The organism is Oligoflexia bacterium (genome assembly GCA_034439615.1).
Lineage (GTDB): Bacteria > Bdellovibrionota > Bdellovibrionia > JABDDW01 > JABDDW01 > JAWXAT01.
Genome location: JAWXAT010000009.1, coordinates 67,334 through 92,657 on the forward strand (window position 1 = coordinate 67,334; position 25,324 = coordinate 92,657).

At 39.6% G+C, this 25,324-nt stretch carries 20 protein-coding genes and 1 riboswitch; of the genes, 13 read left to right on the forward strand and 7 right to left on the reverse strand.

The features are described from left to right. The first annotated feature begins 41 nt into the window (after positions 1 to 41). The 5 genes from SGI74_02705 to SGI74_02725 all read left to right on the forward strand — a co-directional run bounded on the left by SGI74_02705 (position 42) and on the right by SGI74_02725 (position 6,260). Positions 42 to 566, forward strand: coding sequence for a hypothetical protein (locus SGI74_02705; GenBank protein MDZ4676394.1), 525 nt, complete (start codon positions 42 to 44; stop codon positions 564 to 566). After that, a complete protein-coding gene (locus SGI74_02710) occupies positions 482 to 1,657 on the forward strand; it encodes a hypothetical protein (protein ID MDZ4676395.1) in 1,176 nt (391 codons plus the stop codon). Before SGI74_02705 ends, SGI74_02710 begins: the two co-directional genes overlap by 85 nt. Next, positions 1,654 to 3,945 carry a transglycosylase SLT domain-containing protein gene (locus SGI74_02715; protein MDZ4676396.1) on the forward strand — a complete coding sequence of 764 codons (2,292 nt, stop codon included), beginning with the start codon at positions 1,654 to 1,656 and terminating at the stop codon, positions 3,943 to 3,945. The genes SGI74_02710 and SGI74_02715 overlap by 4 nt, the downstream gene beginning before the upstream one ends. A 104-nt stretch (positions 3,946 to 4,049) precedes the next feature. Further along, complete coding sequence (locus SGI74_02720; GenBank protein MDZ4676397.1) at positions 4,050 to 5,435, forward strand: LysM peptidoglycan-binding domain-containing protein; 1,386 nt, start codon at positions 4,050 to 4,052, stop codon at positions 5,433 to 5,435. Further along, positions 5,436 to 6,260 (forward strand): SDR family NAD(P)-dependent oxidoreductase, encoded by an 825-nt coding sequence (locus SGI74_02725; GenBank protein ID MDZ4676398.1) that lies wholly within the window; start codon positions 5,436 to 5,438, stop codon positions 6,258 to 6,260. Positions 6,261 to 6,262: 2 nt separating this feature from the next. On the opposite strand, the gene SGI74_02730 is transcribed toward SGI74_02725, so the two are convergent. Next, positions 6,263 to 7,528 carry a hypothetical protein gene (locus SGI74_02730; GenBank protein MDZ4676399.1) on the reverse strand — a complete coding sequence of 422 codons (1,266 nt, stop codon included), beginning with the start codon at positions 7,526 to 7,528 and terminating at the stop codon, positions 6,263 to 6,265. Positions 7,529 to 7,797: 269 nt separating this feature from the next. Beyond that, positions 7,798 to 7,885, reverse strand: a riboswitch (cyclic di-GMP riboswitch). Between the two features lie 180 nt (positions 7,886 to 8,065). Between SGI74_02730 and SGI74_02735 the strand changes: the two genes are divergently transcribed. After that, a complete protein-coding gene (locus tag SGI74_02735) occupies positions 8,066 to 8,470 on the forward strand; it encodes a hypothetical protein (protein MDZ4676400.1) in 405 nt (134 codons plus the stop codon). 151 nt (positions 8,471 to 8,621) lie between these two features. Beyond that, the gene (locus SGI74_02740) at positions 8,622 to 9,857 is read left to right on the forward strand and encodes a metallophosphoesterase family protein (protein MDZ4676401.1); all 1,236 of its coding nucleotides are present in this window, start codon (positions 8,622 to 8,624) and stop codon (positions 9,855 to 9,857) included. A gap of 4 nt (positions 9,858 to 9,861) precedes the next feature. Here the strand turns inward: SGI74_02740 and SGI74_02745 are convergent, their stop codons facing one another. The 3 genes from SGI74_02745 to SGI74_02755 all read right to left on the reverse strand — a co-directional run bounded on the left by SGI74_02745 (position 9,862) and on the right by SGI74_02755 (position 12,531). After that, positions 9,862 to 10,662 (reverse strand): hypothetical protein, encoded by an 801-nt coding sequence (locus SGI74_02745; protein MDZ4676402.1) that lies wholly within the window; start codon positions 10,660 to 10,662, stop codon positions 9,862 to 9,864. A gap of 122 nt (positions 10,663 to 10,784) precedes the next feature. Then, entirely contained in the window at positions 10,785 to 11,615 is an 831-nt protein-coding gene (locus SGI74_02750) for a penicillin-insensitive murein endopeptidase (GenBank protein ID MDZ4676403.1), read from the reverse strand. 133 nt (positions 11,616 to 11,748) lie between these two features. After that, positions 11,749 to 12,531 carry an Mrp/NBP35 family ATP-binding protein gene (locus SGI74_02755; protein MDZ4676404.1) on the reverse strand — a complete coding sequence of 261 codons (783 nt, stop codon included), beginning with the start codon at positions 12,529 to 12,531 and terminating at the stop codon, positions 11,749 to 11,751. A 53-nt stretch (positions 12,532 to 12,584) separates the two neighbouring features. Here SGI74_02755 and SGI74_02760 point away from each other — a divergent pair, with 53 nt between their 5' ends. The 4 genes from SGI74_02760 (at position 12,585) to smc (ending at position 20,746) form a co-directional block, all read left to right on the forward strand. Next, positions 12,585 to 12,974, forward strand: coding sequence for a hypothetical protein (locus tag SGI74_02760; protein ID MDZ4676405.1), 390 nt, complete (start codon positions 12,585 to 12,587; stop codon positions 12,972 to 12,974). A gap of 94 nt (positions 12,975 to 13,068) precedes the next feature. After that, positions 13,069 to 14,382: a glycine--tRNA ligase gene (locus tag SGI74_02765; protein MDZ4676406.1), complete on the forward strand. Its 1,314-nt coding sequence runs from the start codon at positions 13,069 to 13,071 to the stop codon at positions 14,380 to 14,382. An 11-nt stretch (positions 14,383 to 14,393) separates the two neighbouring features. Continuing rightward, a complete protein-coding gene (gene ppdK, locus SGI74_02770) occupies positions 14,394 to 17,111 on the forward strand; it encodes a pyruvate, phosphate dikinase (GenBank protein MDZ4676407.1) in 2,718 nt (905 codons plus the stop codon). Between the two features lie 26 nt (positions 17,112 to 17,137). Further along, positions 17,138 to 20,746, forward strand: coding sequence for a chromosome segregation protein SMC (smc, locus tag SGI74_02775; GenBank protein ID MDZ4676408.1), 3,609 nt, complete (start codon positions 17,138 to 17,140; stop codon positions 20,744 to 20,746). A gap of 78 nt (positions 20,747 to 20,824) precedes the next feature. Here smc and SGI74_02780 read toward each other — a convergent pair whose 3' ends face one another. Genes SGI74_02780 through SGI74_02790 form a run of 3 tightly spaced genes read right to left on the reverse strand, consistent with a single transcriptional unit; the run spans position 20,825 to position 22,303 of the window. Further along, on the reverse strand, positions 20,825 to 21,463 hold the full coding sequence (locus tag SGI74_02780; GenBank protein ID MDZ4676409.1) for a hypothetical protein: 639 nt from the start codon (positions 21,461 to 21,463) through the stop codon (positions 20,825 to 20,827). Between the two features lie 11 nt (positions 21,464 to 21,474). Further along, positions 21,475 to 21,606: a hypothetical protein gene (locus tag SGI74_02785; GenBank protein MDZ4676410.1), complete on the reverse strand. Its 132-nt coding sequence runs from the start codon at positions 21,604 to 21,606 to the stop codon at positions 21,475 to 21,477. Between the two features lie 25 nt (positions 21,607 to 21,631). Further along, complete coding sequence (locus SGI74_02790) at positions 21,632 to 22,303, reverse strand: hypothetical protein (protein ID MDZ4676411.1); 672 nt, start codon at positions 22,301 to 22,303, stop codon at positions 21,632 to 21,634. Between the two features lie 165 nt (positions 22,304 to 22,468). Between SGI74_02790 and ftsY the strand changes: the two genes are divergently transcribed. Then, entirely contained in the window at positions 22,469 to 23,515 is a 1,047-nt protein-coding gene (gene ftsY / locus SGI74_02795; protein ID MDZ4676412.1) for a signal recognition particle-docking protein FtsY, read from the forward strand. A 98-nt stretch (positions 23,516 to 23,613) separates the two neighbouring features. Further along, entirely contained in the window at positions 23,614 to 25,278 is a 1,665-nt protein-coding gene (locus tag SGI74_02800; GenBank protein MDZ4676413.1) for a Na/Pi cotransporter family protein, read from the forward strand. Positions 25,279 to 25,324: the final 46 nt, after the last annotated feature.

Genomic DNA, 25,324 nt, shown 5'->3' on the forward strand with positions numbered 1-25,324 from the left:
TATTTTTTTCTATCTCGATTACAGTTTGTTTTTTTCTTTGTATGTTTGTGGGTAAACTTACAACACTTGTATGCATTACTTCATTTATTTGTGGTGCCGTCGTTAGTGCTTGTTTTCTTCGCAAACAGAAAATTAAATTCAACAGAGAAAAATACGGGACTTTTGAATTTTTAATTATTTTCTTTTTCATTTTGTTTTGTTCTCGACAATTTTTATGGATATTTTTTGAAGACAGTAATAAATTTTTCAGCCTCAATGGTAACAATCTCGGCGATCTTCCACTTCATCTTACTTACATTCAAAATTTCGTAAAAGGTGCAAGTTTTTGGCCCATGAATCCAATCTACAGTGCTGAACAACTGCATTACCCGTATGGGGTTGATCTTTTAACGGCCATGTTTGTGAAGCTAAATGTGCCACAAGAAATTATCTTTCCATTGATGGGTATGGGGGCAACATTTTTAACCATGCAAGCCCTTTTATGTGGGGTAAAGGTTTTGCTCTGGCTTCTTTTTTATTTTCTGGTGGCCTGGCAAGTCTTGAGTTTTTCTCAACAGGTGTGGTGAGAGATTATTTGGGTTCCATGGCATGGAAAAATATAATTTTGACTTTGTTTGTGCCCCAGCGTGGATTTTTATTAGCATTTTCCATAGGTCTTGTTTTGCTCTGGAGTTGGAGACGTAGATTTTTGTCTCACGAGATTACTTTGCCTCGTTGGGTGGAGGGCCTTTTATGGGGGGCTTTGCCATTAATCCATTTTCATACGTTTTTATTTATGTCAGTGATTTTTGCAATTTGGTCAATCGCACAAAAAAAAATCAAAGAGGCTGTACCTATTTTTCTTTGGGCTGTGATTCCAGCTACTGTTACTACACTTTGTTTGACTGATTTTTTTCGGCACTCAGGGCTGATCTGGATCAAACCAGGTTGGATGATTGGTGAACAAAACTTTTTGTACTTTTTTATTCAAAATTATGGGCTTTTTATTCCTTTGGTTTTATTTGCAGCATACAGGGTTGTTAAGAGTAAAAACCGTGAGTATTTTTTAATGCTCGTCCCTGCAATGATTATATATTTAATTTTACTCTTTGTGATGTTTGCCCCATGGGAGTGGGACAACACTAAACTCATGGTTTGGTGTTACTTGTTGGGTTTGCCCGCAATATATGAATTAGTTGTGAAAAAAATTAAAAACTCACTCAAACCCATTTTATATTTTTGGCTGTTTTTCTCAGGTTTTATTTCTTTGGCAAGTTATTTTGGCCAAGCCGTTCGCCCTGTTGAAATACTTTCGCGTAGTGAAGTTGATTCTGTGTGCCAAATGCTAAGAGAAGTTCCAATTCAATCAGTTTTTGCAACTATGCCGACTTATAATCACCCTGTAAGTCTTTGTGGATATAAAATCGTCGCAGGTTACGGGGGGCATCTCTGGAGTCACGGAATTAAGTCATCTCATGTTGAGCAAAAACTCAAAACTCTCATGATGGGTGAAGGCGATTGGCGATCTGCAGCGAAAGAAATCAAGGCGCGTTATCTCTATTGGGGGGCTCGTGAAAAGATTCAATTTAGTGCTTCCACAAAACCCTGGGAGCAAACTAAGCTTAGAATCTCTGAGAATGAATGGGGTCAAATTTACGATTTAGGAGAACAGCCGTGACTAGACATGTAGTTTTATTTTTTTTCGCGTCTCTCATGGCCTCAGGTGCATCTGCATTTGTAAAAACTCAATCAGTGGAGCTTGAAGAATTACCACTTACTGATCGTTGGGCCGCTAAATCAGTTGTCGAAAAACAAAAAAGAATAAAAACTGCAAAAGATCCGGTTATGAAGACTGCCATTGCTGAATCATTGGGTGATTGGCAAGGTTGCGTTTTGGCAGCAAGAAATGTTCCTAAAAAAAGTGTTGTGCGTGATTGGCTTTGGCTCATCGAACTTAATTGTGGTCGTAAACTCACCGAGAGTGAAACTAAAACTAAAGACAATGGTTATGCTGTAGGTGCTCTTCTTGCGAGTTCTATTGCCTCTGTTGAAGCTAACCAGCTTGCATGGCATAACAAACCTTTAGGCTCGAAAATTCAACAAGCCCTAGTATCTGCAAAGTTTGCACTTACTCGTTGGCATAATAAAAATTCTCATTGGAAAGAATTACGTGTTGAACTTCAAAAATTATTTAAAATTGAATTTCTCTTAAATAAAGCTGAAAGAGCTCAACTCTATTTTTTTGCAGGCGAGCTCTTGGTTGCAGAACGTCAATGGGTAGAGGCCCATCGACAATTCGAAAGGTCTAAAGATTTAAATTCAGATAATATTATAGACGGAAAAATTAAAAGTATTTTGCCCATGTTGCCTCCAAGTTTTAGAGCACAGCTAGAAGAAAAAGCAAAAGCACTGGCGACTACGGAGGCCGCCAATTTAGCACAAGCTGTTCAGCCATCAGGAGAGGAGTTTGAGTTTTTTAATCAAGCCCAATCAAATTTGGCTCGTAATGATGTCGTTGGGGCGGTTGAAGCCATGGCAAATCTCATTAGAAAATTTCCTTTGGGCATTAAATCTAAATGGGCTCAGGATAAAATATTTGAATTGCTTATTGCTGAAACTGAAAAGAGTCGAGGGCCTCAGGGAACTTCAGTATTAAAGAAGAAAATACATTCAGAGATGTTGAATTTTGATTCAGACAGACAAGCTGATTGGGGTAAAACACTTTTTGACATGCAAGCTTACGCAGATGCTGCCCCGTTATTGAAAAAATCTGCTGACCAAATTTCAAGTTCCGTGCGTGCCTCAAGAATTTATTATCTCGCTGCTCGTAGTTATCAGTTAAGTGGTGCCTATGGTGATGCTAAAAAAATATATCAACTTTTGATTCGTAATTATCCTACTGCCACAGAGATTCCTGATGCTGCTATTCAATGGGGGCTCATCAACTACAATGAAAACGACCCTTCTGAAGCAATCACTCACCTTGAAATTGCAAGATCACGAAAATTGACAAGCCAACAAGATCTCGTTTCACTTTTTTGGCTCTATCAAAGTTATAAGGCAAAAAACGCCGAGCAAGAAATGATCAAAGCCGCAAAAGAACTTGTTGCACGTTTTCATCTGACTTATTACGGATTGATCGCTCATAACGAACTTCAAAAAAAATTCCCTGAATATGAAGTCACAAAACCAAAGTCAGCAAAGGTTAATTTTTCATCGAGTGAAAATTTCGCACTTGAAAGGGCTCGGGCCTTATTGAGTGCTGGTATGTTAGATGCTGCCTCAGAAGAATTAAGTGTTTTTTCAACGAGAGTACTTTCAAATGATGAAGGTCAATATTTAGCTAATTATTATGCGCAAGCTCTTAATTATCCCAAGAGCTTTGGTATGCTGACAGGCATTTTAGATGTAGATCCGATACGTCGAACTCAATACGTAGTTCATCAAATATTTCCAAAAGAATTTTGGGATTTAGTAAGCGATGATAAAAAACGTTCAGGTGTTGATCCTTTTTTACTCTTGTCTATCATGAAACAAGAAAGTGCTTTTAATTTCAATGCTGTGAGCCGTAGTGGTGCTATGGGGCTTTTGCAAATGATTCCGCCAACGGCTGAAGAGGTAAAAAAAGAATTGGGTTTGAAAGTTGATATCTCAAAAGAACTTTTTGATCCTGCGACGAACGTCCGTTTTTGTGCTCATTACTATGCGATGCTTTTAAAGCGCTATGGGGGCTCAATTCCATTAGCACTTGCAGCATATAACGCAGGGCCAACGCGGATTTCACTGTTTGTTACATCCCAAGGTCAAATTAAAGACACTTGGGTTGATGAAATGCCCTGGGCTGAAACTTCTTTTTATGTGAAATCTATTTTGAAAAATTATTTAATGTATCGAATGCTCTATGGCGGGCTCACGCAAATGCCAACACCACCTTGGGCGAGTGGTCCAACGTCTAGCGCAAAATAGTTTTGTTCTAAACTTGCTCAGTTGCAAGTTTCATAAATCTTCTCTAGTGTGTAAAATCAATTATCATCAAGTAATGTCTCTCTAATTTTAAAAACGGAGAAATAATGCAACGAACTTTAACACTACTCACAATGACTTTATTTTTGGTAACAGGTTGCGCAAGTAAGAATGTTATCCCCAATCCAGATGGCAGTTCTGCAACAGTTGAAGAAGCTGCAGAGAATAAAGTAATTCAAAAGCTTCCCACCACCAAAACAGATTTGGGTGCAACTGATTCTATTGATAAAATTGACGTAACTTTTAATGAAGAAACAGAAAAATGGGTTGAATATTTTCAAGGCCGTGGGCGTGGTCATTTTGAGCGCTACATGGAACGTTCAACTAAATATATCCCCATGATGAAAAAAATATTGCGTGAAAATGGTGTGCCTGAAGATCTCATTTATATCGCAATGATTGAGTCGGGTTTCACAGGAAAAATTAAAAGCCGTGCTAAAGCAGTTGGCTATTGGCAGTTTATGCCAGGCACTGGGAAACACTACGGCTTAAAAGCAAATAGTCTTATGGATGAACGCTGGGATCCTGTTCGTAGCACTGAAGCAGCTGCAGCGTATTTTAAAGGGCTTTATAATCTTTTTGGTTCATGGTTTTTGGCCATCGCAAGTTACAATGTCGGCGAGAATAGAATTAAATCTCTTGTCATGAAAAACTACACACGAGATTTTTGGGAATTAGCAAAGCGTAAACAACTTCCTAATGAAACTATTCACTATGTTCCAAAGTTTTTAGCAGCAAGACAAATTGCTCTTGAACCTGAAAAATATGGATTCATGGGTCTCGACTATAAAAGCCCCATGGTTTTTGATGTGATCACCGCAAAAGACCCTGTTGACATGAAAGCTTTAGCAAAAGCGATGCGTATCGAGTACGACGAAATTAAAGATCTTAATCCTGCATACAAAACGCAATACATCCCTGTCATTGGTGATGTTGCGACTATTCGCGTTCCACAGGGTACTGGCGAAGCCGCAAAAATCGCAGTGAGTGAAGCGATTGTTAAGAATAAACGCTTTTTAGCACAAGCTGAGGCTCCTTCAAAATTGAGTTTTTTAAGATACAAAGTAAGAAGAGGCGATACACTTGATAAAATTGCTGAAACCCATGACACAACCGTTGATGAGCTTTTGAAAGTAAATCGTATTCGCAAAAATAAGGTTAAGCCTGGAATCACTTTAAAAATTCCGACGAGTGCATTTAATATCGATAAAATGCCCCGTGTATTTCATGCGGCAAAGTCTAATAGCCAAAATAAAAATCGCTATGTCCCATCACTCACATACGTCGTTAAACGCGGTGATACCCTGACTCAAATTGCTCGTCGCCATAAAGTAAGTGTAAATGACATTATGAAGAAAAACAGATTGGCACAAAATAAGGTACAACGAGGGCAAAAGCTTGTGATTCCTCGAACTTCGCAAGATAATTCTTAAATGCAAATAAAAGGAAACTTAAGCGTAATTTCAGGAGCATCGCGCGGAATTGGTGCTGCTTTAGCTAAAGAGATGGCTCATCAAGGCGGTCGTATTGTGATCTTGGCGCGAAGTCTCAGTGATCTTGAAAAAGTCGCTGGAGAAATAAAATCTAAAGCTTTGTCTTCAAATTTACCGGCTCCGGCGATTTACATTTATGCAGTCGATCTCTCAGATGCAAAAGCTACAGAAGTAACAGCTCAAAAAATAATAAGTGAAATAGGAGTGCCTGATATTTTGATCAATAACGCAGGTGCCGGAAAATTTCGTTGCATTGATGAAACAACCTCAGACGAAGTAGTTCAGATGATGGCGCTTCCCTATTTTGCGGCGTTTTATCTCACACGTGCTTTTTTGCCAGCAATGCTTTCTAAAAAATCAGGCCACATTGTGAATATGACTTCACCCTCGTCTGTTGTTCCGTTTGCAGGATCAACAGGGTATTCAGCCGCTCGTTGGGCAATGCGCGGTTTTACTGAAGCTCTTCGAGGCGATTTAAGGGGCACTGGAATTCGCGTTACACTTGCTATGCCCGGTAAAGTTGATAGCTCCTATTGGGAGGCAAATTCTGGGAGTGAAGATCGAGTACCGAGTATTTCAAAGCTGATTCCCACTCTCACAGAAGAAAAAACAGCGAAGATAATCGCGCGAGGTATTGAGTGGAATTGTCGTGAAATCATCGCACCATTTATGGTTCAAGTTTTTTATGTTTTGTATCGATTGTTTCCAAGGTTTGTTACTTATCTTGTTCATTCCACAGGGTGGAAACATCCTTCAACGAGATAAATCTAGCGCGCAGATTTAGTTGATAAATAAGCGTGGTGCATTCCTAAGCGCGGGTCATAAAATAATCCAAAGTATCCTTTAAAGAAATTGCGAGCAGGTGGGAGCTTAATGCGCTTATGAACTTTCCAGGTTGCATAATCGTACACAATAATTTGATTAAGCCCTCGGTGACATGAATAAATATATTTTTTATCGGGGCTAAGTAGTAATCCGTAACTTCCGTCAAGTAAACTCCCGCGAGAAACTCTTAAGGCTCTAATGAGAGCGTGAAAATTTCCGAACATATGAATTCTCGTAAAGGCTTCAAGTAAATTCATCCAGGCTGCGCGAAAAATTCCTGGGTGAAAAAGGGCGTAGAGCCAGCCCACTCTTTCTTCGATGTGTTTAACCTTATAGGTTTTAAATTCAGCGATAGTGATAGTGCTTGAAGCGCAGCTGTTATAAATTACTGTGTCGTTCTCATCACCGATGACAACCACGTCTGATGTGAGATGACTTGGTAGATTTGCAGCAATTACTATTTTTTTAAGTTCTTTACCCGTGCGACCATCGATCTTCCAAATGAAGTTTTTACGATAACCGATTGAAAAATTATTAAAATCAAAAGGAATATTACCGATTCCGGGTTGCGGGTCATAACATTCTGAAACTGCGTAAATAAGATCTTCTGTTGGATGTGTGCTGAAGTGCCAAGCAGTATCATCGATATGAACGATCTTTACTTTTTTAGCGTCATCTTTTTCTTGAAGATCAAATATTCCAAATTGTCTTGCCCAACCTTTATTGCAAGTATCCATGATTCCATAAAAAAGATAACGACCACTTGGCGAGAGTTTTATAGCGTGAGGCAAGCTGCAGCCATGTTCACCTAAATCTTCGGGGCTTTCTAAATCATCAAGATTAAATTTATAAAAATGGCCTCTTACAGCTGTGATAAAAACTTTTTCTTGAATAAACACAACATGGGTTTGGCTCTCGTAAGTAACTTCTATGGGGCCAAAGTTTGAAGTAGAAAATCTTTTAATTTCTTCTAATGTTTGAGTGTCAAAAAATATTCCACAACGAGCCACACCACCTAAAAACCCAATAGTACCTTCTTTATTTATTTGAACAGCATGAGCACCTGCGACACCGTCAAAGAATTTAATTTTAGTTTCATGTGTATCATCTGAAAAGTTGCGCACACGAAGTACTCCAGCGGGGCCTTCCCAGCCATTGAGAACGGGGCCATCGAGAGCTACAAATATATCAAATTTTTCTGAATTCATTTTCAGCTCCCCGGCACTTTTGCTTTTTAAGCGTGTGATAATAATTCTCACAGACGCAGCAATCAAAAGCAAGACCAGGGCATGACGCAGTATTGTTGAATTTAGGCGAAAAAAAACGACGGTTCATAAGTCCGTCGTTAAAATATTTCAGCTCGCTACCCAGGCACATCAAATGTCATCCCGAATAGGTTGGCTGAATTAGTGTTGTGGCCTCAAGATGTTTATCCATCGGACAGCCTCCACGGTTCGTGTGGCGGTCTGTTTCTCCCTTTGGTAACCTGGCAAGCAAGTGAGTGATTTCACGTAGCCCCATGGTTTTGCGTCCCGGCCTTTCGGCTAAGTTTGCCTTTTTCAAAGAGGCACAAGCAACGTATTCAATTTTCGGGTTTCTTACATCGGCTCTGCTCCTGCTAAGGTTCAACTTCAGTTATAACTCTATAATAGCGCATCGCAGTAAAAATTACAATAGGGGCCAAGTTGGCAAGATCCTTGCAGAATTTAGAGTATAAGGGATAATAGTCAATGAGAGGGGTTTAAATGCCTAAGTTTTTGACAGTCGCTTTAATGGTGGTCGGTTTTTGCCTGATTTTAGGCTTTCAAAACTGTGCTCCAGCTCCACAAGAAGACGGTGCAAGTCGTTCTGCATTACCTAAAACCGAGATTACAGCCACTGTAGTTAAGCCCTTAAACCTTGATGGTTGCCGTGTTCTTTTATGCGCACAAGATAATGTTGAAGGTGGGCAAAAATGCTTCATTCCTTTAAAGATGGATTCTCGTTATATCGTCGAAGGCAATGTTGTGAAAGTTAAAGGAAAACAAAATTTCGATGCTGTTTCAACTTGTATGGCTGGAGATATTTTTGAAGTTCAAGAAGTTGAACTTCTCTCTGGTTCGATGAACAATATTCCAGGGTCTTCTCCCGCGCCTTTTGCCACTCCATAATAATTTACTCTACTAACGTCGAGAAAAGTCACATTTAAATTGTCAACTAATGTCTAGAACTGAAGCTCAGCTTAGACTTTAGGTTGATTCCAATTCTGTATCCTGTTGAGCTAATAGACGGGGAACATCACAAAAAAACCAGGGATGGGAAATGAAAATAAGATTTTTCACTTCAATGTTTTTCGCAAGTTTGACTTTTGCAATTTTAATTTACAATGTTGGTTGTGAAGATAGAGAAACAGTCGGAAAAGCTCCGACGGGGCATGTTTATTTAACTTGGCAATCTGAAGATACAAGTCGAACGATCACAGTAAATGTACATTCAGATCTAACATCATCTGTTGCCACAGTTCATTACGATACAATTTCACATGGTGGCGTTGTTGAAGATTATAAATATAAGACCTCTGGTAACTATAAAGAACTCAAAACGATTAATCGTCGAGTTCATGTTATTGAGCTTAAAAACCTTGAACCAAACACGATCTATTATTTCACCGTAAGTAACGGCACTGCGGGAAATGGTATCGAGAAAAAATTTAAAACAATTCCTGCTGATGATAGTGCACTCACTTTTGTTACGGGTGGAGATATGAATTCTTCTGCTGAAATGACTGAGCTCAATAAACAAGCCGCAAAATATAATCCAGATTTTGCAATGCTAGGTGGAGACATCGCCTATGACGATGGCAATTTGGCAAATGCTAGAAAGTGGGATGAGTTTTTTTCCTCGTGGGATAAAAACATGGTGACCAGAGATGGGTTGATGATTCCTATCGTATTAGCTATTGGCAATCATGAAGTGTTAGGTGGTTATAACGGGACATTCGCGAAAGCTCCTTTTTACTCTACGTATTTTGCTCAAGATTCAAAGTTATCTTACTTCACAAGAAAATTTGGTCGTGACACGATTGTTTACGTTCTTGATACCGGGCATATTGCAAAAGTAAGTGGTGCTCAGACTGATTGGCTTAAAGCCCAGATGTCTAAAAACACCTCAATCCCAAATGAATTTGCTATTTATCATGTGCCTTTGTACCCGAGTGCTCGTGGTTTTAGTGAGCAAACACAAATGATTGATGGAAGAAAATATTGGGTACCATTATTTGACCAATACAAACTTACTACCGCATTTGAAAATCATGATCATGCGTTAAAGCGAACAAAGCTTTTGAAAAATAATTTGCCTGATAAAGACGGAACACTTTATTTAGGTGATGGTTGCTGGGGTAAAACAACACGCACGCCAGACCCCACTCGTTATTATCTTGAGCAGACATCAGCTACACGACATTTTTGGGTGGTTAAGACGTCATCCAAAGGTGCTGTTTTCACAGCAATTGATCAATTGGGTAAACAAAAAGATACTACTCAGTTAGCCCACTAAATCATCACATATTTGTGAGTGATGTGTGAAGTAAGTGGATGCAATGATTTGAAAGTTTTTTGGTATTAACCTTCATTGCCATGTCTACAAGTTCATTACCTGCATAAAACGCAGCCAGTTCATGCCGGGGCATCAAGAATTGCGATTTTACATGGTCTCGTCTTCCTGGTGTTGTTTTAACAATACGCTCAAGCCCTTCAATGGCGCTTTTCGTACCCATTGCTTTTAGTATATTTATCGCATCACTAATATGTCTTTGATACGTACCGGTTTGATTTTTAAGAGAACCATTTTCTAAAGCAATATCTACTAAATGATTCACAATTATCTGGGCCCCATTTTGTGCAATTTCTGCGACAGATGAGTCGGGGTGAGAGATTGCTTTAAGAAAAAATTCAGCTATAGGAAATCTTTCATCGTAATCAGAAAAAATTAACGCATCTAAGTGATAATCAATTGGCGCGCGTGTCCCACGCTCAAAATCTTTAACACTTCTTCCAGCTTTAACCTCTGCAAGTGCTCTGTCATCGATGCGTTTGACGAACATATTATTTAAAGCCCAAATGGCATTAATGCGTCCTTCTTTAGAACTCTGAGGATTATTTAGCTGCTCTACAAGTTTTTCAGGTAATTGGCTTGTTTCATAATCATTTGGATTAGAAAATGGCGACAGATCACCAAGTAAGTAAGCTCTTACTAGTGTTTCAATTTCTCTGATATTTTCAGGGTCTAATTTTTGTGATTCAGCAAATGCTGGTTGAATATTGAGGGCTAAAACAAAGACATAAAATAAAAAAGTTTTCATGTGCACTCCAATAAGAATGAATCATGAAAACTAATTGCATGAGCTGTGCCGTAACCACAATTATATTAGGGGTTTAGCGCTGGGTTTTGATGCTCAATATTTAGCCAATGTGACAATCAACGCTACTCAATCTCGCCTTCAGTATCATTAACAAGAGATTTCAAATCACAACCACTGCCAGTGGAAGGTTCGACCTGTAATTTACAGTGAGTGCTCGTTGATGGACATTTCAGGCGCAAATGTAAATGGTCGTCATGAAGTGAGACAAGCCCCATGCGACGTAAGGTCTCTGTACGCTCAGGTGTCACACCCAATTGAGTGATGTAGCTGCAAAATGCTTTTTTAATGGCCGCATCTACAAAAATTCTACCAACTCGTTTTGTGGCTACTAACTCATTCATCAAATGCCAATTGCGAGCCACATCAAAGTTTGCGGTGATTTTACCATTTTTTACAAATGACTCTTGAAAACCATTTACATGTGGTTCTTGTTCTTGAAGATTTTTTCTTAAGTAAACAATATCTGCATCAAGACCATTTTGGTGGCTGCGGTGACCTCCGACTTGACCGCCACCAAATTGAGCGATGTCAGCAACTTGAAGGCGCTCACTGCTTGGAAATTTTGCTATCATATTTTTTCCTACTGCAGCAATTACTTTGGTGAGAATATCAGTAGCATAGGCGCGATTACGTAAGCGCATGATCTTTAAAAAGCCCGTACCATCGAGGGGTAGCTGACTGGGATGTGTGAGTTTGCCGTCCCAATAAATTCCATAAGCTTGTTCCGGAGTATTGGGGTTCACCTCAATTATTGGGCGTTGCACGTCGGGTTGTGGCGAATCGGGTGATGTTGCAATTCGCGTTTGAAATGATCTCTCTTGAGCACAGGCGGTGAGTGTGAGGATCAAAAGTAAAAGAATAAATGCAGAACGACATCCTTGTGTCCTGAGCAAAGGCTCTCCTTTTTTTAAAGGTCGGTATTATATTCAGTTTTGTTTTGTTCTTAATAAATCTTATTGGACTTTGGTTAATGAAGTAAACCCGTGAAATTTTTTAAAAGAAAATCTAGACGAAGGTGCTGTGATTTTAATTGAGCTTAGAAATTATTTTTTCTGCAGCCCCATCAAAAATTATTTCATCAAATGGTTTTCCAGTTTCTGAAGCTTCACCAATTTTAGTGTTGAATGGAATTTTTGCAAGAATAGGAATATTTTCTTTATCGCAAAATTGATGAAGTTCTCCTGGTTTAAACATCTCACTTTCTTTGTGACAATGGGGGCATTCAAATGAAGACATGTTTTCAATCAAACCTAAGATAGGTGTGTTCACGCGCTTAAACATATCTACACATCGACGCACATCAATCAGTGCCATGTCTTGCGGAGTCGACACAATCACTGCCCCTGAAAGTGGAACTTTTTGTGCTACAGAAAGTTGAACATCACCTGTACCCGGTGGAAGGTCAACAATGAGGTAATCAAGTTCACCCCAATTAATATCCCGAAGAAATTGCTCCATAGCTTTAAAAAGCATGGGGCCACGCCAAATGATGGCACTTTTATCATCAACTAAAAAACCCATGGACATTGTTTTAATGCCGTGACTTACAAGGGGCTCAATTTTTTTATCAGCAGTTATGTTGGGCTGCATATTTGTAAGCCCCATCATTTTTGGAATGCTCGGGCCATAAATATCGGCATCAAGGAGGCCAACAGATTTCCCTTTTTTTAATAACGATAAGGCAAGGTTTGTAGAAACAGTGCTTTTTCCTACTCCACCTTTACCAGCCCCAACGGCTATGATGTGTTTTACTCCATCAATTTTGCGTTGTTGTTCAAATGGACTTGGACCGCCAAAAGGACCTGCCATGGAAACTCCTCTTAATGTTGAATTCTAGAGTGGGGACCATATACAATCAAAGAGTGAGAGCCAATATCTTTTTGATCATCAATGCTGTGATTGTGGGTTATCTGATTTTGAGACTGTTTTTAAACCGAAAATCTCAAAGGCCAACCCCGTTAAAAGACGAAATTGCTCGATTTCGGCATCCAGCGGCGAAAGACCTATTTAGAGAATCTCGAGAAAATTACACAAAAGCCAACCCCCAGGGGCCTAAAGAAGAGAGATCCCTTAACTGTCTTTTTCAATATAATGGTCATACATGGGATGCTTTTGAGGTTTTGGGCATACCCGGTGGCTCAGACCCTGCGGCTTGCCAGCGAGCGCTGCATGATATGCGCAGAAATAGTGAGGCCGCAAAAGAATTTTTAGACTTAGTTGATTTAGCTTTAAAGCAGTATTTTAGTACTTAAATCCCACCCAGTTTTCTTGACTCATTTAGAAGCATCCTGATACATTTTGGCGACTTTTTTATTTAGCGGTTTCAACACTTTAGAAGGATCACTCATGGCCGAAGGTAAGCGTCTTGATGATATGCAAAAACTTGTCTCTCTTTGCAAACGAAGAGGGTTTGTATTTCAAAGTAGCGAAATCTACGGCGGCATTAACGCCTGTTGGGATTATGGTCCGTTAGGAATCGAACTTAAATTAAACGTTAAAAGTGCATGGTGGAATTCAATGACCCGCAGACCAGATATAGAAGGTCTCGATGCAGCTATCTTGATGCACCCGTTAGTTTGGAAAGCATCAGGTCATGTGGATGGTTTTACAGACCCCATGGTTGATTGCAAAAAATGTAAAAACCGATTTCGTGCAGATACAATTACCACAAAAGATTGCCCCAGTTGTAAGGGCGAACTCACTGAACCTAGAAATTTCAATTTAATGTTTAAAACATTTATGGGCCCGGTTGAAGAAGATGCGTCCATTGTTTATTTGCGACCAGAAACTGCCCAGGGCATTTATGTTAACTTTCAAAATGTTCAAGTGGCCTCACGTAAAAAAATTCCTTTTGGAATCGCACAAATTGGAAAAGCTTTTAGAAATGAAATCACGCCTGGGAATTTTATTTTTAGAACCCGCGAATTTGAACAAATGGAAATGCAATATTTCGTAAAACCCGGAACAGACGATCAATGGATGGCCACCTGGAAAGAAAAACGACTCAATTGGTATCTTGATCACGGTTTTGATAAGTCAAAACTTAGATTTCATCAGCATGGCGAGGGTGAGTTAGCCCATTACGCAAAAGCAGCGTTTGATATTCAGTATGAATTTCCCATTGGCTGGCAAGAATTAGAGGGTATCCATAATCGTACTAATTTTGATTTAGGTCGCCATCAAGAATTCTCTAAAAAGAATTTAGAATATTTTGAAGAAGCCACAAAAGAAAAATTCCTACCTTACATCATCGAAACAAGTGCGGGTTGTGATCGAACACTTCTTGCGACTCTTTGTGATGCCTATCGTGAAGAAGGCGAGGGTGATGATTTACGTACGGTTATGAAGTTTCATCCAAAACTTGCTCCAGTAAAAGTGGCTTTTTTGCCGTTGAGTAAAAAAGAAGAACTCTCAGGGCCCACACAGCGACTTCAAGAAGAGTTTGTTGAAGACATGGTTACTCAATATGACGATGCTTCAAGTATTGGTAAGCGTTATCGCAGACAAGATGAAATCGGAACACCCCTTTGCGTGACCATGGATTTCGATACACTTAACGATAAAAAAGTAACTGTTAGGCATCGCGACACCATGGCTCAAGACCGAGTGGATATGACACAGCTTAAAGATTACGTACGCAACAAACTTAAAAATTATTAACGAGAAGCAAAATGGAATTAACACAAAAACCTTCAAAGGTGAACGCGATGGCTGATGCCAGTAAAGCAGTTTTTTATTTTGGAAAAGACGGAGCTGAAGGTAACGCCTCAATGAAAAGCATATTGGGCGGTAAGGGTGCAAATCTCGCTGAAATGATTTCAATTGGGATCCCCGTACCTCCAGGCTTTACGGTGGCAACAACTGTTTGTGGGAAATTCTACGAAGCCGGGAAAAAGCTTCCTGAAACTGTTTGGCAAGATGTACTTAAAAACGTTTCGCGTTTAGAAATTGAATTAAATAAAAAATTTGGTGACGTTAAAAATCCATTACTTTTAAGTGTGCGTTCAGGGGCTAGAGCTTCAATGCCAGGGATGATGGACACCATTTTAAACTTGGGTCTTAACGACGAAACAACTGCTGGTCTTGCTCTAATTTCAAATAATCCACGATTTGCATACGACAGTTACAGGCGATTTATACAAATGTATTCCCACGTTGTTATGAATATGAACGGGAGTATTCTTGATATTGAATTAGAAGATTTAAAAGACGCTAGAAAAATTCAAAATGATACTGATTTGACTGCTGAAGAACTTAAAAAACTCTGTGATTCATTTAAGAAAAAAGTTTTTGAAAATACAGGTAAACGATTTCCTACTGACCCCATTGAACAACTTCGAGGTGCTATATCAGCAGTTTTTGAAAGTTGGAACACACCTCGAGCAATTACATATCGTAAACTTCATGAAATTCCCGAAAGCTGGGGGACAGCCGTAAATGTTCAAGCGATGGTATTTGGCAATCGCGGCGATGATTCTGCTACAGGCGTTGCTTTTACCCGCGACCCCTCAACTGGAGAGAAGAAATTCTTTGGTGAGTTTTTAGTTAATGCCCAAGGTGAAGATGTAGTTGCTGGAATTCGTACGCCCCAATCAATTACTAAAATTGATAGTGAAAAGGCTTCTAAAGATTCGGGTAAAAAGCTTCCCAGCTTAGAAGAGATAATGCCTCAAGCCTATAAGCAGCTCGTTGAGATTTATCATAAACTTGAAAAGCATTATCGAGACATGCAAGACATCGAATTTACAATTGAGCAAAATGTACTCTGGATGCTTCAAACGCGTACTGGTAAAAGATCTGCTGAAGCAGCTGTTCGTATTGCAATTGAAATGCTAGGTGAAAAACTCATTACCGAACAAGAAGCTTTGATGCGTGTTGAGCCTCAACAACTTGATCAACTTTTGCACCCGACACTTGATCCAAAAGCACAGAAAAATCAAATTGCACGGGGTTTACCTGCGAGCCCGGGTGCAGCTTGTGGGCAAATTGTTTTTACCCCTGAAGAGGCTGAAAAGTTTTCAGAAGCAGGCAAAAAATGTATTTTAGTACGCGTTGAAACTTCACCCGAAGACATTCACGGCATGATCGTAGCACAAGGTATTCTTACAAGTCGCGGAGGTATGACAAGTCATGCCGCCGTTGTGGCTCGCGGAATGGGAAAATGCTGTGTAGCCGGGTGCAGTGAAATCGAAGTCGATATAGACCGTCAAGAACTTCATGCCAAAGGCCATGTTTTGAAAAAAGGGGATATCATCACCCTTGATGGTAGTACGGGTGAAGTTTTCTTAGGTGAAGTGAAAACGGTTGAACCTCGTTTAAGTGGTAATTTTGATGCTCTCATGACACTTGCTGATAAATACAGACGCCTTGGTATTGAAGCAAACGCAGATACTCCACACGATGCTCGAGTTGCCCGAAAATTTGGAGCCGAAGGCATCGGATTATGTCGAACTGAGCATATGTTTTTTGATGCTGAAAGAATTGATGCTGTTCGTGAAATGATTGTGGCTGAAAATAAAGCTGATCGTGAAAAAGCCCTGGCAAAACTTTTACCCATGCAGCGAAGCGATTTTATACAGCTTTTTGAAGAAATGAAGGGTTTTCCTGTAACTATTAGACTACTTGATCCGCCGCTCCATGAATTTGTGCCCCAAGCTGATGCTGAGATAGAAGTTTTAGCTGACAAATTAGGTGTTGAGCTTGGTCGATTAAAAAGCAAAGTAAAATCACTCCATGAGTTTAATCCCATGCTCGGTCATCGTGGATGCCGATTGGCTGTAACGTATCCTGAAATTTATGCGATGCAGGCAAGGGCTATTGCTGAGGCAGCTGCTGAGCTTGAATTAAAAAAAGGTTTTACTATTATTCCTGAAATCATGATTCCTTTGATCAATACTGCAAAAGAATTTCACATGATGCGCCAATTGGTTGAGACTGAAGTTAACAAAGTAAAAAAGCAAACAGGTGCTCAATTTAAATATTTGGTCGGAACCATGATAGAGCTTCCAAGAGCTGCTCTCACGGCTGATGAGATAGCAATTGAAGCTGATTTTTTTAGCTTCGGCACCAATGATCTCACACAAACCACCCTTGGACTTTCTCGTGACGATGCTGGTAAATTCTTAGGAAACTATGTACAAGCTGGTCTCTTTGAGAAAGATCCCTTTGTAAGCATTGATCAACGCGGAGTAGGGCAACTTGTTAAATTAGCTGTTGATTTAGGCAGAAAATCGAAGCCTAATCTCAAAGTAGGGGTATGCGGCGAGCACGGCGGAGACCCGGCGAGTGTTGAGTTTTTTCATCGCGCTGGTCTTGATTATGTAAGTTGCTCACCGTATCGAGTGCCAATCGCACGTTTAGCAGCGGCTAGAGCGGCGATTCAAAAATAAAAACTTAATCTTTTGGGGATGCAAAATTGAAAATAAAACGACTGGAACTTATCGGTTTTAAGAGTTTCAAAGACCGAACTGTCATCAATTTCGATTCTGGAATCACTGGTATTGTCGGCCCTAACGGGTGTGGCAAATCCAACATCGTTGACGCTCTTACTTGGGTCATGGGTGAGCAAAGTGCAAAGCATTTGCGTGGTGCTTCAATGGAAGATGTCATCTTTAATGGTAGTGAGAACTTCTCGCCATTAGGAATGGCTGAGGTTTCATTGACCCTCGAAAATGACGGCGGACCATTTCCTGCTAAGTGGGCGAAATTTTCAGAGATCATGATCACGCGTCGCTTACATCGTTCAGGCGAGAGCGAATACTTTATCAACAAAGAACCAAGCCGACTTAAAGACATCGTAGATATTTTCATGGATACAGGCGCAGGTTCTAAAGGCTTCTCTATTGTTGAGCAAGGTCAAATCGGTAAAATCATCACCGCTAAACCTGAAGATAGAAGAACCCTCATTGAAGAAGCCGCAGGGATCACAAAATTCAAAGTAAGAAAACGCGAATCACAAAGAAAATTAGAAAGTACTGAGCAAAATCTTGTACGTCTTAATGACATCATCGGCGAATTGCGTCGACAGTTAGATAGTCTGCAACGTCAAGCTAAGCGTGCGGAGCGGTATAAAGAATTAAAAAATCAAGTTCAAGATCTAGATCTCTGGATTAGTTCTAAAAAGTATCAAGAAATTCAAACTGAAATTCAAAAACTTACCGCACTCATTACTGAAAAACAAATGGGTGAAGAATCAAGTAAAGCTCAATATGCAACTGCCATGGCAGAACTTCAGAGCATTAAGCTTGAGCTCTTAGAACTAGAACGCAAAGTTACCAGTGAGCAAGGTCAGCATTTTGAATTGCAAAGCCAAGCTCAGCGCAAAGAATCTGCTATTAATATGCTCCAACTTGAGATCGACACCACCAAGCGCAATGAAGAAATGGCCGGAACCTTAAAATCTGAAATTACAGCTCGTCGTGATATTCTCAGACGCGATGTTGATCATGTGGCTTCACAATTAGATCTTTCAGAACAAGAACTCACACATTTAAATCAAGTATCTATCGAAAGAAGTGAAATTTCAGCCCTCCAAGTTTTAAAAGCTCGCGAGACCGATGAAAAGCTTACCCAAACACGTCGTGATTTTATGTCTGTGGCGCAAGGTCTTACAACTGTTGAAGTTAAGATATCCAACTACACTGCACAAGAAATTGATTTGTCAAAACGTTTTGGTGATGCTCAAGCGGTTCATTCAGAATTGCAAAACAAGCGCTTAGAATTTGAAGAACATCGCAAAAAAGCTTACAACGCGATGGAAAATCAAAGACAGATGCAATTAAACATCATGAAAGATGTGCAAAATTTTGAAGAGAATCTTAATACTCTTAAAGCAGATGCTTCAACGAAGCGTGTAGATTTAGAAAACTTCAAAGACGAACATAATAAAGTTATTAGTCGCCTCTATGGATTAGAAACTCTTAATGCCAATTTTGAAGGTCTTCAAGAAGGTGTTAAGCACGTCATGACGTGGCAGCGCGAACGTTTACAACCACTTGCTAGTGGTGGGTTTGAGCTTGTAGCTGATGTTGTAGAAGTTCCTAAAGATTACGAACTTGCCATGGAAGCTGCATTGGGTAAGCGTTTACAGAGTATTCTTGCTCCGAGTAGTGAGGGTGCCGTAAGTGCTGTTGGGCTTTTAAAAGAGCGAAAAGCTGGGCGATCAAGTTTTATCAATTCTGATTTGATGCAAACCAAAAGTGCTGATGACGAGAGCGGGTTTTCAGTCGGCTCACTTCAAGATCTTGCAAATGATATTCAAACAGAGCCAGGTGTTCGTGGGCTACTTAAAGAACTTGTGCGATGCCCCGAACAACATAAAAAAGCTTTGGTTCATATTTTAGAAGGCGTTGTAGTTGTTGATGATATTCAAGCAGCACTTCGTTTACGAGCTGGTTTTAAAAATCATACATTCGTGACACTTGAGGGTGACGTACTTGAAGTTGATGGAACCCTTACAGGTGGTAGCAGCGATAGTGCAGACTCAGGTCTTCTCAGACAAAAACGTGAGATAAAAGAGCTCTCATCACAAAGAGATGAAGCTTCAGGAAAACTCGCTTTAGCTGTAGCAATTCTTGAAAAACTTGATGCGCAAGTGGCTCGTGTTGCAAAAGATCTCGAAGCTGCTCAAAAACAAAGCTTTGAACAAGAAATTTTAATTTTAGATCTTAAAAAAGATATGGAACGCTCTGAAGCTGAATTTAAAAATGCTGAAGAAGCTTTGAAGCGTCAAAATCGTGAAGTAGAAAATCTCAGCGGCCAACTCGAGTCGGTTAAACAACAACTCGAATTAGCTCAAAAATCTTTAGAAGATTTATCTACCCAAAAAGCTCATCTTGAATCAGCAAGTCAGACTTTAGAATCTGAACTTACCCACTTAAGGGCTGATCTTGATCGACTGAGCCTAGAAGCTACCGAAGCTCAAATCAGAGCTGCGACCAAAGCTCAATCAGTTGAAAGTTTTAAACAACAAAGTGCACGTTTAGAGCAAAATTTAAGTGAAGCTGAAATGCAAATTGCACGCATGGCAGAAGACAGTAGTAAAAATGTTGAAAGCATTCAAACCCATGCGCTTCAACTTGAAGAAGCAAAAAGTGACTTTAATAAACTACTTGATCAAGTGCGTGTGGCTGAAGAATCATTAAAAGCTGCACGAGAACAATTTGAACAAATGTCTGCTCGAGTGCGTGAACTTGAGATGCAAACATCTATCTTACAAAGTCAGAACAACACCCTTTCTCATGAGATGGGTGATGCACAATTAAAACTTTCGCAAGCTGGGCTTAATGAAAAGTATTTATCTGATCAATTACTAGAACGTTACATGGTTAATATAAGTGAAATGCTTGATCAATTTGCCAATCGTGAAGGTGATTTAATACAAGCGCAAACTGATCTTGATGATTTACGGGATAAACTTAAAAAAATCGGTGAAGTTAATCTCACAGCAATTCAAGAGTATGAAGAACTCACCCAGCGCTATGAGTTTTTAACCAAACAACAACAAGATCTATTAAGTGCTATGGATAGTTTGCGTAAGGTTATTGATCGTATAAATCGTATTTGTAATCGTCGCTTCAGAGATACCTTTGAAGCTGTTAACGAGAGATTTAAAAAGGTTTTCCCCGTACTTTTTGGCGGTGGTGAAGCTCAGTTAATTCTTGTTGAAAATGCAGATAACCCAGGCGAGCCAGGTGTTGAAATCATGGCACGTCCCCCGGGCAAAAAGCTTCAAAGTGTAACACTGCTTTCGGGTGGTGAAAAAGCACTTACAGCTGTAAGTCTTATTTTTGCAATATTCTTATATAAGCCATCACCTTTTTGTCTACTTGATGAGGTTGATGCGCCACTTGATGACGCCAACGTTTATCGTTTTAACGACCTTGTTCGTGAAATGGCTAAGCGCAGTCAGGTCATCTTGGTTACACATAACAAACACACCATGGAGATCAACAACACCCTTTATGGTGTGACCATGGAAGATCCTGGTGTTTCAAAGATGGTTTCTGTTCAGCTAAATGCCTGATAATTTTTTGAATTAAAAATAAATGGGGCCAATCTTTTGAGATTAGCCCCATTGTAAAACCTTTTATTTTAGAAATACTTATCTAAAACCAAAAACTGGTGGAAGCACATCGCAAGCAGCGCCGCTGCCATCAATTTTGTTATCAAAATTAACAACAAACGTAGCTGATCGAGTGCCGGCTACTGTAAATGCGCCATTAAGCGTAAAACCATTAACACTAGGAGATGGGATTGGTTGATCAAATGCACTTCCACCACCACCGCCAGCATTTGTTGATGTTGTGCTTAAGAATAATAAAACCTTATCATCAATGGGGGCAGCTGTTGTGCCTGTGCATGCTCTACTGGTACCAAACACGCCATTTGAAATGGGTGTATAGGTTCCGCCACCAGCGCGACAAACATCTAAAGTGTATGTCGTGCCAGCTACACAAACGCCGTCTGTTACGTTAGGTACAAAGCGAATGACATCACTCATTTGCATAATTACACAGGGGTAAGTTCCATCAGCAACGTCACCGCCGCCAAGACTTGAACCGTTTTTAAAATCAAATTCTTTTCCACCCGGGTACGTCATAACAAGGGTTGGGTTTGAGCAGTCAGCATTTTTTGAAACGCCAAGAGCGTAGATTTTCATGATAACGTTTCTTGGGTTTGATACTGCGAACGCCTGAGTGCTTATGAGTATTACAGCAATTACTAAAATTAAATTTTTCATTAGATTCTCCTTCATGATCCAGCGCCAAAAAAGCTAACATTTCCACCAGCGCCGAAACCACCTGTTTGACCGCAAGCAATTAAGGCGAGTGCAGCTAGTGCTGCGAGTGCTACAACCAATACTAATAATTTACCTTTTTTCATGAGTGTCTCCTTTTAATTAATTTGTTTATAAGTGATATGAAACGCCAAGAGCTAAAGTGATAAAACGCATACGATCTGATGAAATATCTCTATTGCTACCGCCTAGAGTATTGGTGCTGTAATGTACATAGTGAAAAAGTGCATCAGCTGACCAATTATTTTTAAAGTAATAAGAGCTGCCGAGACGAAAACCTAAAGGTTTTGTGAAAGCACTTACTTTATCATCAGCTGATTTTTCACTTTGAGTAAATGTACCTAAAAATTCAATACCCGCTAAAAAATCCCAACGTGTCCAGTGATACGTTGTGCCTACGCCGATAAGATAACCTGTTCCTCTGAGATTAGTGTTTGTGACATCAGCGGGTTTGGTATTTTGACCGACAAAATCATAGGCCACTAATAATTGGGGTGCCCAATTACCAATTTGCCATCCAGGGGCTGCGTTAAGCTCGATGGTATTCATGGTTCTTGAAGCTGTAGATCCAGTGGAACTAGCTCCAGTACCGATACCCCAATTTAACCCACCACCTAAGATAAAACCGTCAGGTCTTTTACCAAATGAATTTTCATCTCCGCTGTTCTCCGATGAAGATGATGATGCGTTTGGTGCATCGGTGGCTTGAGCTCGGGCGTTGTTATTATTCGTACTACAAATTAGACAAACTACTACGGCGAACAAAATTCTACGCTTAATCATAGTTGATTCCTTCCAATTGGTTCCATTTGACAGACAGATTTAAGAATAAGGTTTTCTAGCGACACCAACAAGTCGAGTTGCGATTAATTTTCATTGAACAAGTGGAATACAGACTAGTGAAAAGTCGCGGTTGCCTTTTTAACATTCATCGCGTACGAAGTGTTTATGAATATGAACTTTGATACACAAATTCTTCTTCAAGTAGGCTTAGCTCTTTTTGCGTTTATCGTGGCTATATTTGTTTGGGTCAAAAAGCGCACGATCCAAGGTCGAGGTCCAGAGGTTGAGCTTCAAAAACAAGAATCACCTAGAGATATCAAATCAATATTATCTAAAACACGACAGGCTTTTTCAGACAAGTTTGATGCACTGGTTTTAAGTACTAAAAAAATCGATAGTACTTTTGTTGAGTCATTAGAAGAACTTCTTTACACCAGTGATTTGGGTCCAAAAACAGTTGAAAAATTGCTAGGAGTGGTACGCTCAAAACTTTCTAGGGGCGAATTAGGAGATCTCAAAAGTGTGAAAAAAGCACTTCAAGAAGAAATAAGCCTTATTTTATACTCTGTAGAAAAAGTAAATGATAACCAACAACTTTCTCCTCACATTGTTCTAGTTGTTGGAGTCAATGGAGTTGGTAAAACAACTTCCATCGGAAAACTTGCACATTTTTATGTAAGCAAAGGTAAAAAAGTTCTTATCGTGGCAGGAGATACATTTCGAGCTGCTGCAGGTGCGCAACTTAGTGTATGGAGTGAACGTGCACAAGTAGATTTTTATTCTTCGTCTACGACCGTAGATGCAGCTGCCGTTGCTTATGAAGGCATTCAAAAAGGCCTTTCCCAAAAAGTCGATGTGATAATCGTTGATACAGCTGGAAGATTACACACAAAAGATAATTTGATGGAAGAGCTTAAAAAAATAAAACGAGTCATGGGTAAGGCGCACTTAGAAAGCCCTCACGAAGTCTTGCTCGTCATTGATGCTAATAGTGGTCAAAATGCGATTGTTCAGGCAAAACAATTTAACGACGCCATTGGTGTAACAGGACTCATCGTTACAAAATTAGATGGTACGGCCCGAGGCGGAGTCATTGTCGGTATAGCAGTTGAAGTGGGTATTGGTGTTCAATTTATCGGTGTTGGCGAGAAAATGACAGATCTCAAAATATTTTCATCTAGCGAATACGCCCAAGGTCTCTTGTCAGTTTAAAATTCAAAAAACCAAGCTAAAATCTAGTCCTAACACATAAGATCCAGACTTAAGTCATTACGCAAAAAATCCGAAAAATATTAAGGAGATAACTCTTCATGGCATTGTATCAACATTTGATTCTTCTTTTTGCCGGCATCTGTTTTTTTATGTATGGAATGCAAGTTGCGTCACTTAATCTTCAAATCATAGCCGCTGATCGTGTTCGCTTTTTTATGAGTAAACTCGCTGAGAGACAATTCATCGGAATACTCAGCGGTATCGGGCTCACTGTTCTTTTACAATCGTCTAGTGCAGTTACAGTAATGCTTGTGAATCTTGCAAGTGCAGGTGTAGTTACGCTCACTCAAGTAATGGGTGTAATTATCGGAACCGCTGTTGGCACAACTATCACTGTTCAATTAATTAGTTTTAACGTAACAGCCATTGCCCTTTATATCGTAATCCTTGGATTTCTTATTTTGTTTTTAAGCAAAAGTAAAAAAGCGCAAGAAGTTGGCACCATCATCTTTGGCTTTGGCCTTATTTTTTATGGCCTACTTATGATGGGTGAAGCGGTTAGTGTTGTAAAAGATATTCAAGGCTTTAAAGAATTATTTAAATATCTTAATGAAAATCCACTTGTAGCTTTTGCATTATCAACATTACTTACAGCTTTTGTACATTCAAGTGCGGTAACGATTGGTCTTGCTATGACGCTCGCAACAAATGGTGTTATCACATTGTATGATAGTATGTTTTGGATGTACGGCGCTAATTTAGGAACAACTGCCACAGCTCTGATGGCAAGTCTTGGTGGTAGTTATGCTGGTCGCCAAGTAGCAATTGCGCATTTTTTCTACAAGGCCATAAGTGTACTAGCGATACTTTTTTTCACAACTCCATTTGTGGTATTGGTTTCAGCAACTGCCGGTGATGCCACTCACCAAATCGCAAATGCGCATACAATCTTTAACATCGCATCAGCACTTTTATTTTATCCATTTATTAATTGGGGAGCTCGTTTTATAGAAAAACTTTTTCCAAGGCCACATTCTGAAAAAGAATTTGGCGCAAAATATCTTGATGCAAAATCATTTAGTTCACCACCCATGGCATTTGCAAATGCAATACGAGAGATGCTGCGTATGGCAGATTATGCTCTTGAGATGGTAAGATTATCACCCCAAGCTTTTGAAAAAGATGATCCTGATTTCACAGAAGAATTAAAAAAAATCGATAAGAAAATCGATACACTCAATAAAGAAATCAAACTTTATCTTGTTCGACTTACCGATGAAAAACTCACCGAGATACAAAACGGGCGTGTGGTGAATCTTATTGCCCTTGTGAGTGATATAGAAAATATCGGTGATGTTGTTGATAAAAATATCTTAGCTCTCGCCAAAAAGAAATCAACTTTGAAGGTGACTTTCAGTGAACAGGGTTGGATCGAAGTTAGAGAATTTCATAGACTTGTAGTTGAAAATTTTGAATTAGCAATTAGTGCGTTTAGTCTCAATAACCAAGAACTTGCTGAAAAGGTGATTCGCAATAAACACAATTTGCGTATGCAAGAACAAAAATTGAGAGAAACCCACATTCAACGCCTTTCGCGCAAAATGCAAGACTCAGTTAATACTAGTAACATCCATATGGATTTGCTTTCGGCATTACGACGAGTAAATAGCTATGCATGTAATCTTGTTTATCCCGTCTTAAATGCTCACGCCAAGGGTTTGTTTCCTCCTGACGATACTAACGGTTCTAAGGATTCATTTTAATTCCAATAATGCAAACTCTACTAAAGTACAGCTCATATAAAGCCGA

Excerpts from the sequence above, each read along its gene's own strand:
- SGI74_02705 (MDZ4676394.1), top strand. The coding sequence starts at position 42 with ATGTTTGTGGGTAAACTTACAACACTTGTATGCATTACTTCATTTATT.
- SGI74_02710 (MDZ4676395.1), top strand. The coding sequence starts at position 482 with ATGTGGGGTAAAGGTTTTGCTCTGGCTTCTTTTTTATTTTCTGGTGGC.
- SGI74_02720 (MDZ4676397.1), top strand. The coding sequence starts at position 4,050 with ATGCAACGAACTTTAACACTACTCACAATGACTTTATTTTTGGTAACA.
- SGI74_02725 (MDZ4676398.1), top strand. The coding sequence starts at position 5,436 with ATGCAAATAAAAGGAAACTTAAGCGTAATTTCAGGAGCATCGCGCGGA.
- SGI74_02730 (MDZ4676399.1), bottom strand. The coding sequence starts at position 7,528 with ATGAATTCAGAAAAATTTGATATATTTGTAGCTCTCGATGGCCCCGTT.
- SGI74_02735 (MDZ4676400.1), top strand. The coding sequence starts at position 8,066 with ATGCCTAAGTTTTTGACAGTCGCTTTAATGGTGGTCGGTTTTTGCCTG.
- SGI74_02740 (MDZ4676401.1), top strand. The coding sequence starts at position 8,622 with ATGAAAATAAGATTTTTCACTTCAATGTTTTTCGCAAGTTTGACTTTT.
- SGI74_02745 (MDZ4676402.1), bottom strand. The coding sequence starts at position 10,662 with ATGAAAACTTTTTTATTTTATGTCTTTGTTTTAGCCCTCAATATTCAA.
- SGI74_02755 (MDZ4676404.1), bottom strand. The coding sequence starts at position 12,531 with ATGGCAGGTCCTTTTGGCGGTCCAAGTCCATTTGAACAACAACGCAAA.
- SGI74_02765 (MDZ4676406.1), top strand. The coding sequence starts at position 13,069 with ATGGCCGAAGGTAAGCGTCTTGATGATATGCAAAAACTTGTCTCTCTT.
- ppdK (MDZ4676407.1), top strand. The coding sequence starts at position 14,394 with ATGGAATTAACACAAAAACCTTCAAAGGTGAACGCGATGGCTGATGCC.
- SGI74_02780 (MDZ4676409.1), bottom strand. The coding sequence starts at position 21,463 with ATGAAAAATTTAATTTTAGTAATTGCTGTAATACTCATAAGCACTCAG.
- SGI74_02785 (MDZ4676410.1), bottom strand. The coding sequence starts at position 21,606 with ATGAAAAAAGGTAAATTATTAGTATTGGTTGTAGCACTCGCAGCACTA.
- SGI74_02790 (MDZ4676411.1), bottom strand. The coding sequence starts at position 22,303 with ATGATTAAGCGTAGAATTTTGTTCGCCGTAGTAGTTTGTCTAATTTGT.
- ftsY (MDZ4676412.1), top strand. The coding sequence starts at position 22,469 with ATGAATATGAACTTTGATACACAAATTCTTCTTCAAGTAGGCTTAGCT.
- SGI74_02800 (MDZ4676413.1), top strand. The coding sequence starts at position 23,614 with ATGGCATTGTATCAACATTTGATTCTTCTTTTTGCCGGCATCTGTTTT.